Source organism: Streptomyces sp. NPDC045778 (genome assembly GCF_056431945.1).
In genome coordinates, this window is sequence record NZ_JBWKJZ010000005.1 from 339,735 (window position 1) to 352,944 (window position 13,210).

At 74.2% G+C, this 13,210-nt stretch carries 9 protein-coding genes; 6 read left to right on the forward strand and 3 right to left on the reverse strand.

Going from position 1 to position 13,210, the window contains the following annotated elements; translation table 11 throughout:
* Positions 1–30: 30 nt before the first annotated feature.
* Positions 31–2,202 carry an NB-ARC domain-containing protein gene (locus tag AC07GB_RS09460; protein ID WP_478843212.1) on the forward strand — a complete coding sequence of 724 codons (2,172 nt, stop codon included), beginning with the start codon at positions 31–33 and terminating at the stop codon, positions 2,200–2,202.
* Positions 2,203–2,212: 10 nt separating this feature from the next.
* Here AC07GB_RS09460 and AC07GB_RS09465 read toward each other — a convergent pair whose 3' ends face one another.
* Positions 2,213–3,892, reverse strand: a complete 1,680-nt coding sequence (locus AC07GB_RS09465) for a hypothetical protein (RefSeq protein WP_478843214.1) — start codon at positions 3,890–3,892, stop codon at positions 2,213–2,215.
* A gap of 233 nt (positions 3,893–4,125) precedes the next feature.
* Between AC07GB_RS09465 and AC07GB_RS09470 the strand changes: the two genes are divergently transcribed.
* Entirely contained in the window at positions 4,126–4,830 is a 705-nt protein-coding gene (locus AC07GB_RS09470) for an endonuclease V (RefSeq protein ID WP_478843216.1), read from the forward strand.
* 25 nt (positions 4,831–4,855) lie between these two features.
* Here the strand turns inward: AC07GB_RS09470 and AC07GB_RS09475 are convergent, their stop codons facing one another.
* On the reverse strand, positions 4,856–6,043 hold the full coding sequence (locus AC07GB_RS09475) for a saccharopine dehydrogenase family protein (RefSeq protein WP_478843218.1): 1,188 nt from the start codon (positions 6,041–6,043) through the stop codon (positions 4,856–4,858).
* A gap of 217 nt (positions 6,044–6,260) precedes the next feature.
* On the opposite strand from AC07GB_RS09475, the gene AC07GB_RS09480 reads away from it, so the two are divergent.
* The 4 genes from AC07GB_RS09480 to AC07GB_RS09495 all read left to right on the forward strand — a co-directional run bounded on the left by AC07GB_RS09480 (position 6,261) and on the right by AC07GB_RS09495 (position 12,162).
* Positions 6,261–7,388, forward strand: a complete 1,128-nt coding sequence (locus AC07GB_RS09480) for a CaiB/BaiF CoA transferase family protein (protein WP_478843220.1) — start codon at positions 6,261–6,263, stop codon at positions 7,386–7,388.
* Positions 7,389–7,452: 64 nt separating this feature from the next.
* Entirely contained in the window at positions 7,453–8,595 is a 1,143-nt protein-coding gene (locus AC07GB_RS09485) for an acyl-CoA dehydrogenase family protein (protein ID WP_478843222.1), read from the forward strand.
* A gap of 126 nt (positions 8,596–8,721) precedes the next feature.
* Complete coding sequence (locus AC07GB_RS09490) at positions 8,722–9,936, forward strand: acetyl-CoA C-acetyltransferase (RefSeq protein ID WP_478843224.1); 1,215 nt, start codon at positions 8,722–8,724, stop codon at positions 9,934–9,936.
* 48 nt (positions 9,937–9,984) lie between these two features.
* Positions 9,985–12,162: a 3-hydroxyacyl-CoA dehydrogenase NAD-binding domain-containing protein gene (locus AC07GB_RS09495; RefSeq protein WP_478843226.1), complete on the forward strand. Its 2,178-nt coding sequence runs from the start codon at positions 9,985–9,987 to the stop codon at positions 12,160–12,162.
* Between the two features lie 24 nt (positions 12,163–12,186).
* On the opposite strand, the gene AC07GB_RS09500 is transcribed toward AC07GB_RS09495, so the two are convergent.
* Entirely contained in the window at positions 12,187–12,975 is a 789-nt protein-coding gene (locus AC07GB_RS09500; RefSeq protein ID WP_478843228.1) for a MerR family transcriptional regulator, read from the reverse strand.
* Between the last annotated feature and the right edge of the window lie 235 nt (positions 12,976–13,210).

Sequence of the window (13,210 nt, forward strand, 5' to 3'; positions counted from 1 at the left end):
GGTGAGGTGTCGCGACGGCAAAGGAGCCCTGTGGAGGACGAGTTGGGACAGGAAGCGGCCCGCGGCGGGCACAACGACCTGTCGGGGACCGTGCACGGCCACAGCGTCCAGGCCGGTCACGTCGCGGGCGACGTGACGTTCAACGTGCTGCCGTCCCCCGCATGCCCGTACGTCACGCCATACGAAGTGCCGCCCCTCAGCGCACGGTTCTTCAACCAGGTCGACGTCCTCGCGCGCCTCGACGCCCTCGCGGAGCCCGGCCAGGACGTCCCCGTGGGCGTCGCGGTCCTCCAGGGGCTGCCCGGCGTCGGCACCACAGCGGTGATCCGACGCTGGGCGGAGCGGAGGCGCGCCTGGTTCAGGGGCGGGCAGCTCTACCACGACTTCGCCGCCCTGCGCGACGGGCGGGAGGGCGCCGACGTCTCCGAGGCGGCCCGGCAGTTCCTGCGGTCCCTCGGCGTCGACGAGCCCCTCATCCCCGACACCCTCCACGAGCGCGCCGCCCGCTTCCGGTCCCGCACGGCCGAACAGCCGCTGCTCGTCGTCCTGGAGAACGTCAGCCGCGCCGCGCAGGTGCGCGCCCTGCTGCCCCGCGGGCCCGGCAGCGTCGTCCTCGTCACCTTCGGCGGCGAAAGCGGCGAGCTGGGTGAACTGTCCGTCGACGCCCAGCTGGTGTACGTCGACCCGCTGGACGAGGCCAGCGCGCTGCGGCTGCTCGCGGACCGGTGCGCCGGGGCCGTGGCCGCCGATCCCGCGGCCGCCGCCCGCGTGGTCGAGCTGTGCGGGCGCCTCCCGCTCGCCCTCGACATCGTCGCCGGGCGCCTGCGGACGGCCCGCAGCCTCACCCTGGCCCGCCTCGCCGGTGAACTCGCCGACGCCACCCACCGCCTCTCGGGCCTGTCCGTGGGAAGGAGCCGTTCCATGACCGCGGCCCTCGACCTCGCCTACGGCGCGCTGCCGCCCGCGACGGCCCGGCTCTACCGGCTCGTCGGCACCCTGCCCCTCGCCACCCTCGACGAGCGGGCCGTCGCGGCGGCCGCCGGGGTGGACCTCGCGCGGGCCCGCGAGCAGCTGCGCGAACTGGAGGCGCTGAGCCTCCTGGAGGCCACCGACGGCGGCCGCCACCGCGTCCACGACCTCGTCCGCCTGCACGCCCGCGAGCGCGCCGAGCGGGAGGACCCGGCCACGAGCGCACCCGCCGCGCTGGCCCGCCTCCTGGAGCACTACCTCCGGCTCACCGCCCTCGCCGACCGCGCCGTGCGGCGGGACCGGCTGCGGATCGCAGACCTGGCCGACGTGCTGCGCGACGTCCCCGACCCGTTCGCCGCCCCCGGCGGGCCCGCCCCGCTGACCTGGCTCGAAGCCGAGTACCCCAACATCCTCGGGGTGCTGCGCGCCGCCGCCCGCGACGCCGCGCTCCAGGTGCCGCTCTGGCAGACGGCGGAGGCGCTCACCGTCCTGTTCCTCCACCACCGGCACCTCGGCCCGTGGCTGGAGTCCCTCGCGCTCGGCGCCGCGGCCGCCGCCGTGTCCTTCGACCCCGCGGCCGAGGCCCGTCTGCGCAGCCTGCGCTCGCGCCCGCTGCTCGACCTCGGCGCACGCGACGAGGCCCGCGCCGAGCTGGACGCGGCCGTCGCCTGCGCCGAGGTCTCGGGCCACATCGTCCTGCGCGCGTCCGTCCAGGAATTCCTCGGCCGCTGCCTCGAACACGACGCCGTGGACGACATGGACGCGGCCATGGCCGCCTACCGGGAGTCCCTCGCGCTCAACACGGCGGCGGGGGAGGAGCGCGGCGCCGCCATCGCCGCGTACTTCCTCGGCCGCGCCGAGGACGCGGCCGGGCAGCCGCGCGCGGCCCTCGCCACCCTCCGCGACGCCCACGCCCGCCTGACCGCCCGCGCCGACCACCGCATGGCGGCCCGCGCCACCCTCGCCCTCGGCCTCGCCCACGACCACCTGGGCGAGACCGACGACGCCGTACGCGCTCTCACCACGGCGGCCGAGGCCCTGCACGCCACGGAGGCATACAGCTACGAAGCCGATGCCCGGGCCGCCCTGGCCGGCGTCTTCAGCCGTTCGGGCAGCGGCCCGGAGGCCGTACGACCCCTGCTGAACAGGGCACTTGAGGTGTACGAGGCCTACGGCAGCCCCCGCGCGGACGCGGTGCGCGCCCGGCTCGCGGAGCTGGGCCCGCCGGCCTGAGGGCACGGGCCTAGGCGCGCCGCACGCTCACGCGCCGCTCGGGCAGCCCGCCCACGCGCAGCGTGACCGCGGCCTCCAGCGGAAGGCCGGCCCGCAGGCACGTGTACACGACGGCCGCCACGAGCCCCGGCGCGGTGCCCTCGCCGGCGTCCGCCACGACGGCCCGGCCGTCGCGCAGGCCCACCACGACCTCGCCGCCGCCCGCCACGGCCGACGCGGCGAGCAGGGCGCCGGGGAAGCGGTCCAGCGTGTCCTCGGCCCACGTCCGCGCCGCCGCGGCCGACGGCGCGGGCCGCGCGGCGGTCAGGACCGACGCGCTCTCGGTGAGGCGGCGGTCCCGCTCGGCCTCGGCGCAGGCGAGGTGGGTGTACGTACGAGCCGTGTCCCCGTCCGCGCGGGACACGGCGGCGGGCCGGCGCCGCACGTCGACGACCGGGCGGGCGCCCTCCGTGAGGGACGTGGTCACCGCCCACGACGTGACGTCCCTCGACTCCGCCCGAGGGGGCGGCAGGACCAGCGCGGACGGTACGTCGCCCGCCGGTTCGGGCAGCCCGAGCAGCCGGTAGAGGGCGGCGCGCAGACGGGGCAGCGCCACGCCGGGCTCGGCGAACGCCAGCCGGGCCACCTCGGCAGGAGCCGGCCCCGAGGGCTCGCGCAGCGCCGCCGCGACCTGCGCGTGCACGTCGTCTTCGAGGTCGAGCCGGGGCGCGGTGCGGGCGAGGTGGGCCACGGCCGTGCCGGGCACCGCGTCGCTGCCGTACGCGCCGAGCAGCACGGGCTTGCCGAGGGCCGCGCCGTACAGGGTCACCGAACCGTGGTCGCCGACCACGGCGTCGGCGGCGACGAGCGCGGACCGCCAGGCGTGCACCGGCGGCACCAGCAGAAGCCCGGCGTCGAGCGCGGCGGCCTGCACGGTGCGGATCTGCCAGGGCCCGTGCGCGGACCACACGTTGGGGTGCAGGACGGCGGCCACCCGGTACGCGTCGCAGGGCAGCGCGGCGAGCAGCCGCGCGGGCAGCTCCGGCGCGCGGCCGAGCAGGGACGTCGGGCCCCAGGTGGAGCTGACGAGGACGAGCCGCTGCCCTGCGGCCACGCCGAGGGCGGTTCTGTAGGCGTCGGCGTGCTCCCGGCTCGCAAGGAGTTCGTCGAAGCAGGGGTCGCCGACGAGCAGGGTGCGCCCGGCCGCCTTGGGGTGGGCGGCGAGCAACTGCCGCTCCTGGTCGGGGTGCGAGGTGGCGAGCCAGGCGCGGCCGGTGTCCAGGAGCGCGTCCGGCACGGCTCCGGAGAGCCGCCTGCGCGGTGCGCGGGAGTCGGGGACGAGCTTCTGGAAGCCGACGCCGTGCGGCAGGACGAGGACGGGGTAGTCGCCGTCCGGCACGTCGATGTTCTCGCTGGCGGAGAGCACCAGGTCCGGCGCGATGTCCCCGAGCCGGTCCCAGGGCAGGACCCGGCAGCCGGCGTCGTGCAGCACGTCGACGACGCCCTCGCTGAACGCCGACGTCGGGTCGTGGGCGAAGACGACGGTCACCCGGGCGTCGCCGCGCAGCAGCGCGGGCAGGCACTCCAGGATCCGTACCGTCGAGGTGACCGTGCGCGCGGCCACCACCAGGGTCCTGCTGCCCTGGAACGTCGACCAGCGCCCGGCGTCGGCCCCGACCAGGGCCCGCAGCGGCTCGGGGCTACCGCCCACACGGGCCTCCGGCTACGCGCGGCCGCTCACCCTGCGCCCAGCGCCCAGTTCGCGGTTCGCGGTTCGCGGTTCGCGGTTCGCGGTTCGCGGTTCGCGGTTCGCGGTTCGGCCGCGCTCTACCAGACATCACGTCCTACGACAACCCTTCCCGACCCGGAGACGCCAAGGAGACGACAGAGACCCGAGAACCGTACCGGAGCCCCATTCCGGGGAGGCCCTAGGCTGAGATCACCATGAACACGCCCACCGTGACGATCCCGCCCCTGCCCGCCGACTGGCCCGCGGACGAGGCCGCGGCCCGTGCCGTCCAGGACGCCCTGCGCACCCGCGTGGTGCGCGACGAGCCGGGCCCGGCGCCCGGCACCGGCCACGTGACGGGCGTCGACGTGGCGTACGACGACGAGAGGGACATGGTCGCCGCGGCGGTCGTGGTCCTGGACGCGGCGAGCCTCGCCGTCGTCGAGGAGGCGACGGCGGTGGGCACCGTCGCGTTCCCCTACGTGCCGGGCCTGTTGGCCTTCCGGGAGCTGCCCGCGGTGCTCGCCGCCCTGGACGCGCTCACCACGGAGCCGGGTCTGGTCGTCTGCGACGGCTACGGCGTCGCGCACCCCCGCCGCTTCGGCCTCGCGAGTCACCTCGGGGTCGTCACCGGACACCCCGCCATCGGCGTCGCCAAGAACCCCTTCACCTTCGCGTACGAGGCGCCGGACGCCGCGCGCGGCAGCGCGGCGCCGCTCCTCGACGGCGAGGAGGAGGTCGGCGCCGCGCTGCGCACGCGGGACGGCGTGAAGCCGGTGTTCGTGTCGGTGGGCCACCGCGTGGACCTCGCGCACGCGCGAGCCCACACCCTGCACCTCACCCCCCGCTACCGGCTGCCGGAGACCACCCGCAGGGCGGACGCCCTGTGCCGCGCGGCCCTGCGCGAGGCCACGCGCTGAACCGGCGGGCGCCGCCCGGGGCGCCTCAGCGCACCGCGGCCACCCGGAAGCCGATCCCCGCCGCCGTGAGCCGCGCGATGAGCGGCTCGGCCATCGCGACGGCCGTCGTCACCTGGCCCGAGGTCTCGGGCAGGTCGTCGAGCGCGAGGCACAGGGCCGACTCCGCGAAGATCTTCGCGGTCTCGCCGTACCCGGGGTCGCCGCCCGTCACCTCGGTGAAGACCCGCTGCCCGCCGCCCTCGCCGACGAAGCGCAGCGAGAACCAGCTCGCCGCCCGGCGCGCCGCGTCCGGCCCCTCGCCCGGCTTGACCAGGCCGGAGAGCCAGCGCCTCGCCGGCGGCACCTGCGCGGCGGCCAGCACCGTGCCGACCGCGGCGACGCCGCCCACGGCCACCGGCAGGGAGCGCACGGCGGCGTAGTGCCGGTAGCGGAAGTCGGGCCCGTAGCGCGGCAGCGCCCGCGCGGAGTGCTGGACGACCTGCGGGTCGATCGTCGGCAGCGGCAGCGCCCACGCGCCGACCTCGGCGGCGTACCGGGGCGGCCCTGCCGGCGCGTACGCGGTGCGGTCCACGAGGCGCGGCTCGTGCCGCCGCCGCTCGCGCGCGGCGGCCACCATCTGGCGCCCGCGCGCGAACTGCTGGAGCGCGGAGGCGAACGTACCGCCGGAGAAGCGCGCGTGCGTGCGGACGAATCCGTCGACGCGCAGCGGCACGTCCTCGGGCAACTGCTGCACGGTGTAGTACACACCGAGGTCGTGCGGGACCGAGTCGAAGCCACAGGCGTGCAGCAGGCGCGCGCCGGTCTCCCGCGCGCGGGCGTCGTGGCGCACGTACATCCGGTCCACGAACTCGGGCTCGCCGGACAGGTCCAGATAGTCCGTGCCCGCGTCGGCGCAGGCGGCCACCAGGTCCTGTCCGTACGTGAGGTACGGGCCGACGGTGGTGGCCACCACGCGCGCGTGGGTGGCGAGTTCGCGCAGCGAGGCGGGGTCGCCCGCGTCCGCCCGGAGCAGGGGCAGCTCGGCGCACGCGGGGTGGTCCTCGGCGAGGCGCTCCCGCAGCCGCTCCAGCTTCGCGGTGTCGCGCCCGGCGATCGCCCAGCGCAGCCCGGCGGGGGCGTGCGCGGCGAGGTACTCGGCGGTGAGCACCCCCACGAAACTGGTCGCTCCGAAGAGCGCGATGTCGTACGGACGGTCCTTGTCGTGACTGGTCATGGCACCTCTCTGCCGTGTCCCGCGCCGTTGTCGGGGGCTGAGGCTAGCGTGCCAGGACTCCGGGCGGCGGCCCGCCGCCGGGCGCCCGGTCGCCGCCCCCCGGCTAAGCGCTTGCTCGTTCGGGGTCGTCAAGGGCTTGTGCCCAGTGGAACACGTTCTTAGCATCACTGGTGTTACATCAGTTGTGTCATAGCGGCGGCAGAGCGCTGGGGGCTCAATGGCAGTGCCGGACAAGGGCGTTCACGGACCGCTCCACGGAGTGCGCGTGGTCGAGCTGGCGGGCATCGGGCCCGGCCCGTTCGCCGCCATGCTCCTGGCCGACCTCGGCGCGGACGTCGTGCGCGTCGACCGGCCCGGCGGCGCCGGGCTCGCCATCGACCCCGCGTACGACCTCACCAACCGCAACAAGCGCAGCGTGGTGCTCGATCTGAAGGCCCCGGACGGCGCCGCCCGCGTGCTCGACCTCGTCGAGCGCGCCGACGTGCTCATCGAGGGCTATCGCCCCGGCGTCGCCGAGCGCCTCGGCGTCGGCCCCGACGACTGCCTCGCCCGTAACGCGAAGCTCGTCTACGGCCGCATGACCGGCTGGGGGCAGCAGGGCCCGCTCGCGCCGCGCGCCGGGCACGACATCGCGTACATCGCCGTCACCGGCACCCTCGGCATGATCGGCGCGGCCGACGAGCCGCCCACGGTCCCGGCGAACCTGGTCGGGGACTACGCGGGCGGCTCGCTGTACCTCGTCGTCGGGGTGCTCGCCGCGCTGCGGCACGCCCAGGAGCACGGCACCGGGCAGGTCGTGGACGCCGCGATCGTGGACGGCGCCGCGCATCTGGCCACGATGATCCACGGCATGCTGGCGGCGGGCGGCTGGCAGGACCGCAGGGGCGCCAACCTCCTGGACGGCGGCTGCCCCTTCTACGGCACGTACGAGACGGCGGACGGCGGCCACATGGCCGTGGGCGCCCTGGAACAGCGCTTCTACGACGAGTTCGTCGAGCTGATGGGCCTGGAGGACGTCGCGGGCGCGCGCGGGGACCTGGCCCGCTGGGGTGAGCTGCGCGAGGCCGTCGCCGCCCGCTTCAAGACCCGTACGCGCGCCGCGTGGACGGCCGTGTTCGAGGGCTCGGACGCCTGCGTGGCGCCGGTGCTCTCGCTGCGCGAGGCCCCGCACCACCCGCACCTGGCGGCCCGCGGCACCTTCACGGACCACGGCGGCCTCACCCAGCCCGCGCCCGCGCCCCGGTTCTCCGCGACGCCCACGGCGGTGCGCTCCGGGCCCGCGCGGCCCGGCGCCGACACCGAGGACGTGGCCCGCGACTGGGACGTACCGGCGCTGCACCCCTGAGCACCTTGCGGACCCTCCGCGCACGCACCGCACGTCACGACCCCCGACCACGGAACGGAAGACCATGGAACGGCAGATCTTCGACGCCGAGCACGACGCGTTCCGCGAGACCGTGCGCACCTTCCTCGCCAAGGAGGTCGTACCGCACTACGAGCGGTGGGAGAGCGACGGCATCGTCTCCCGCGACGCCTGGCGCGCGGCGGGCAAGCAGGGCCTGCTCGGCGTCGCCGTGCCCGAGGAGTACGGGGGCGGCGGGAACAGCGACTTCCGCTACGCCGCCGTGCTCGCCGAGGAGTTCACCCGCGCGGGCGCCGCGGGCCTCGCGATCGGCCTGCACAACGACATCATCGGCCCGTACCTCACCGGCCTCGCCACCGAGGAGCAGAAGCGGCGCTGGCTGCCCGGCTTCTGCGACGGCTCACTGATCACCGCCATCGCCATGACGGAGCCGGGCGCGGGCTCCGACCTCCAGGGCATCCGCACGACCGCCGAGGACCACGGCGACCACTGGCTGCTCAACGGCTCCAAGACGTTCATCTCCAACGGCATCCTCGCCGACCTCGTCATCGTCGTCGCCAAGACCACGCCCGAGGGCGGCGCGCACGGCCTGTCGCTGCTCGTCGTCGAGCGCGGCACACCCGGCTTCGAGCGCGGCCGCAACCTCGACAAGATCGGCCAGAAGGCCCAGGACACCGCCGAGCTGTTCTTCCACGACGTGCGCGTGCCCAAGGAGAACCTCCTCGGCGAGCCGAACGGCGCCTTCGTGCACCTGATGACGAACCTCGCGCAGGAGCGCATGGCCATCGCCGTCGCCGGGATCGCCGCCGCCGAGCACCTCCTGGAGATCACCACGGCCTACGTCAAGGAGCGCGAGGCCTTCGGCCGCCCCCTCGGCAAGCTCCAGCACATCCGGTTCGAGATCGCCGAGATGGCCACGGAGTGCGCCGTCACCCGCACGTTCCTCGACCGCTGCATCGTGGATCACTCGAACGGGCAGCTCGACGCCGTGCACGCGTCCATGGCCAAGTGGTGGGCCACGGAGCTGCAGAAGCGGGTCGCCGACCGCTGTCTGCAACTGCACGGGGGATACGGCTACATGACGGAGTACCGCGTCGCGAAGGCGTTCACCGACGGACGCGTCCAGACCATCTACGGCGGCACGACCGAGATCATGAAGGAGATCATCGGCCGCGCCCTCCTCGACTGACCCGCGCCCTGCTCGACCGACCCGCGCCCCGCGCGGCCGACCCCCGCCGGGCGCCCCCGACCGCCCGGGGCCCCGCGGCCGACCTGCCGGGCCCCGCCCGACCGACCCTCCCCGAAAGGCTTCCCAGTGAGCACCGAAGCGTACGTATACGACGCGATCCGCACCCCGCGCGGCCGCGGCAAGGCGAACGGCGCCCTGCACGGCACCAAGCCGATCGACCTCGTCACCGGCCTGATGCGGGAGGTCACCCGCCGCCTGCCGGGCCTGGACCCGGCGGCCGTCGACGACGTCGTCCTCGGTGTCGTCGGGCCGGTCGGCGACCAGGGTTCCGACATCGCCCGGATCGCCGCCATCGCGGCCGGCCTGCCGGACACGGTCGCGGGCGTCCAGGAGAACCGCTTCTGTGCCTCGGGTCTCGAAGCGGTCAACATGGCCGCGATGAAGGTCCGCTCGGGCTGGGAGGACCTCGTCCTCGCCGGGGGCGTCGAGTCCATGTCACGGGTGCCGATGGCCTCCGACGGCGGCGCCTGGTTCAACGACCCGATGACCAACATCGACACCGGCTTCGTCCCGCAGGGCATCGGCGCCGACCTGATCGCCACCCTGGAGGGCTACACGCGGCGCGACGTCGACGAGTACGCCGCCCTCTCGCAGGAGCGCGCGGCCACCGCCTGGAAGGAGGGCCGCTTCGCGAAGTCCGTCGTACCGGTCAAGGACCGCAGCGGCCTGACCGTCCTGGACCACGACGAGCACCTGCGGCCCGGCACCACCGCCGACACGCTCGCGAAGCTCAAGCCGTCCTTCAAGGACATCGGCGACCTGGGCGGCTTCGACGCGGTCGCGTTGCAGAAGTACCACTGGGTGGAGAAGATCGACCACGTCCACCACGCGGGCAACTCCTCCGGCATCGTCGACGGCGCCGCCCTCGTCGCCATCGGCAACAAGGAGATCGGCGAGCGCTACGGCCTCACCCCGCGCGCCCGGATCGTCTCCGTGGCCGTCTCCGGCTCCGAGCCCACCATCATGCTCACCGGGCCCGCCCCCGCCACCCGCAAGGCCCTCGCCAAGGCGGGCCTGACCATCGACGACATCGACCTGGTCGAGATCAACGAAGCCTTCGCCGCGGTCGTCCTGCGCTTCGTCAAGGACATGGGCCTGAGCCTGGACAAGGTCAACGTCAACGGCGGCGCGATCGCGCTCGGCCACCCGCTCGGCGCCACCGGCGCGATGATCCTCGGCACCCTCGTCGACGAACTGGAGCGCCAGGACAAGCGCTACGGCCTCGCCACGCTGTGCGTCGGCGGCGGCATGGGCATCGCCACGATCGTGGAACGTGTGTAACCCCCAGCGGCTCGGACTGCATCCCAAGACTTCTACGGAGACCACCACATGACCACCGAGAGCACCACCATCCGCTGGGAACAGGACGACACCGGCGTCGTCACCCTCGTCCTCGACGACCCGAACCAGTCCGCGAACACGATGAACCAGGCGTTCAAGGACTCCATCGCCGCGATCGCCGACCGGGCCGAGGCCGAGAAGGACACGATCCGCGGCGTCATCTACACCTCCGCCAAGAAGACCTTCTTCGCGGGCGGCGACCTCAAGGAAATGATCAAGGTCGGCCCCGAGAACGCCCGGGCCGCCTTCGAGACGGGCATGGCGATCAAGAACGCGCTGCGCCGCATCGAGACCCTCGGCAAGCCCGTCGTCGCCGCCCTCAACGGCGCGGCGCTCGGCGGCGGTTACGAGATCGCCCTGGCCAGCCACCACCGGATCGCCCTCGACGCCCCCGGCTCGAAGATCGGTCTGCCCGAGGTCACGCTCGGCCTGCTCCCCGCGGGCGGCGGCGTCACCCGCACCGTCCGCCTCATGGGCATCGCCGATGCCCTGCTCAAAGTGCTCCTCCAGGGCACCCAGTACAACCCGCGGCGGGCCCTGGAGAACGGCCTGGTGCACGAGGTGGCCGAGACCCCCGAGGAGATGCTGGCCAAGGCCCGCGCCTTCATCGACGCCCACCCCGAGTCCCAGCAGCCCTGGGACGTGCCCGGCTACCGCATCCCCGGCGGCACCCCGGCCCACCCGAAGTTCGCCGCGAACCTCCCGGCCTTCCCCGCCAACCTCAAGAAGCAGCTCAACGGCGCCCCCTACCCGGCGCCCCGCAACATCCTCGCGGCCGCCGTCGAGGGCTCCCAGGTCGACTTCGAGACCGCCCTGACCATCGAGGCCCGCTACTTCACGGAGCTGGTCACCGGCCAGACGTCGAAGAACATGATCCAGGCGTTCTTCTTCGACCTCCAGGCCGTCAACTCCGGCGCCAACCGCCCCCAGGGCGTCGAGCCGCGCCAGGTCCGCAAGGTCGCCGTGCTCGGCGCCGGGATGATGGGCGCGGGCATCGCCTACTCCTGCGCCCGCGCGGGCATCGAGGTCGTCCTCAAGGACGTCTCCGCCGAGGCCGCGGCCAAGGGCAAGGGCTACTCGGAGAAGCTGTGCGAGAAGGCCGTGTCGCGCGGGCGCACCACCCGGGAGAAGGCGGACGCGCTGCTCGCCCGCATCACGCCGTCCGCCGACGCGGCCGACCTCGCGGGCTGCGACGCGGTCATCGAGGCCGTCTTCGAGAACCCCGAGCTGAAGCACAAGGTGTTCCAGGAGATCCAGGACGTCATCGCGCCCGACGCGCTGCTGTGCTCCAACACCTCCACGCTGCCCATCACCCTGCTCGCCGAGGGCGTCAGCAGGCCGGCGGACTTCATCGGCCTGCACTTCTTCTCGCCCGTCGACAAGATGCCGCTCGTGGAGATCATCAAGGGCGAGCGCACCGGCGAGGAGGCCCTGGCCCGCGCCTTCGACCTCGTCCGTCAGATCAACAAGACCCCCATCGTCGTCAACGACTCGCGCGGCTTCTTCACCTCGCGGGTCATCGGCCACTTCATCAACGAGGGCGTGGCGATGGTCGGCGAGGGCATCGAGCCCGCGTCCGTCGAACAGGCCGCGGCCCAGGCGGGCTATCCGGCGAAGGTCCTGTCCCTGATGGACGAGCTGACGCTGACGCTGCCCCGCAAGATCCGCAACGAGTCCAAGCGCGCCGTCGAGGAGGCGGGCGGCACCTGGACCACCCACCCCGCCGAGGCCGTCATCGACCGCATGGTCGACGAGTTCGACAGGACCGGCCGCAGCGGCGGCAAGGGCTTCTACGACTACGGCGACGACGGCAGGCGCACGGGCCTGTGGCCGGGCCTGCGCGAGCACTTCACCAAGCCGGGGCACAGCATCCCGTTCGAGGACATGCAGGAGCGGATGCTGTTCTCCGAGGCGCTCGACACCGTGCGCCTGGTCGAGGAAGGCGTCCTCACCTCGGTCGCCGACGCCAACATCGGCTCCATCCTCGGCATCGGCTTCCCTGGCTGGACCGGCGGCGTGCTCCAGTACATCAACGGCTACGAAGGGGGCCTGCCCGGATTCGTGGCCCGCGCGCGGCAGCTCGCCGAGCGCTACGGCGAGCGGTTCACGCCGCCCGCGCTGCTCGTGGAGAAGGCGGACAACGGCGAGAAGTTCAGCGACGGCTGACCGGCGGCCGCGCGGGGGAGTGGCTCACGTCTCCGTGAGCCACTCCCTCAGCTCCTCCTTCAAGGACCGCTGGAAGGCCGTGACGAGGGCCTGCACCACCAGCGGCTGCATATGGGCCGAGAGCGACTTCATCGCGGCCACGTGCTCGGGCTCCGACGCGTGCTCGCGGTAGGGACCCGACACCTGGTCGCGGAAGAGCCGCGACAGCTCGTGCGCCGCCGAGCGCGTGTGTTCCATCAGGACCGTGCGCGCCGCCAGGATCGTCTCGTGCGGGATCGGTACGTCCAGCAGCCGCAGGCCCAGCCGCAGCAGCCCCGGGTCGACCCGGCAGCGGTCGGCCTCCTCGTCGTAGGCGACGACGCCCATCGCGGCGAGACGCCGCACGTCCTCCGTCGAGAGCGTCCGGCCCGCCCGGCGCTCCAGGCCTGCGCGGGAGGTCTCCTCCGCGCCCTCCGGGGCCCACGAGGCCACCACCGCGCGGTGGATGGCCAGGTCGTGCGCGCTCAGGTCCGGCGGCAGCTGCTCCAGATAGCGCTCGATCGCCGCGAGCGTCATGCCCTGGTGCTGCAACTCCTCGATGAGAGCGAGCCGCGAGAGGTGCCCGGGGCCGTAGTGGCCCACGCGGCGCGGGCCGATCGCGGGCGGCGGCAGCAGGCCCTTGGTGCTGTAGAAGCGGATGGTGCGCACGGTGACGCCCGCGCGTGCGGCGAGTTCGTCGACCGTGTAGGTCGCCTCCTGCGGAGCCGTCGGCCCCCGCGAGTCCTCCGCCGACTCGTGGGTGCCCGTCACCGGCTCCTCCGTGCCCGTCGCCATGCGGTGCGTCGCCTCCCAGGTCGTGCGGCAATGCGGTGCAACAGTATTGCTGTACCACCGCCGCTGTGAAAGTCTCCGGGGCAGTCACGCCCCGTAGCCCTGGCTGCACCTTTGGTGAGATGCGTATGCCGCCCTTCGTCTGCGGGTTCGTCGTGGCTGGTCGCGCCCACGCGGCGGAGCCGCATATCGACACAGCCCCGCGCCCCTTCGGGGCGCTGCCGGACAAGGCCCCTCA

Excerpts from the sequence above, each read along its gene's own strand:
- AC07GB_RS09475 (WP_478843218.1), bottom strand. The coding sequence starts at position 6,043 with ATGACCAGTCACGACAAGGACCGTCCGTACGACATCGCGCTCTTCGGA.
- AC07GB_RS09480 (WP_478843220.1), top strand. The coding sequence starts at position 6,261 with ATGGCAGTGCCGGACAAGGGCGTTCACGGACCGCTCCACGGAGTGCGC.
- AC07GB_RS09495 (WP_478843226.1), top strand. The coding sequence starts at position 9,985 with ATGACCACCGAGAGCACCACCATCCGCTGGGAACAGGACGACACCGGC.
- AC07GB_RS09500 (WP_478843228.1), bottom strand. The coding sequence starts at position 12,975 with ATGGCGACGGGCACGGAGGAGCCGGTGACGGGCACCCACGAGTCGGCG.
- AC07GB_RS09470 (WP_478843216.1), top strand. The coding sequence starts at position 4,126 with ATGAACACGCCCACCGTGACGATCCCGCCCCTGCCCGCCGACTGGCCC.
- AC07GB_RS09485 (WP_478843222.1), top strand. The coding sequence starts at position 7,453 with ATGGAACGGCAGATCTTCGACGCCGAGCACGACGCGTTCCGCGAGACC.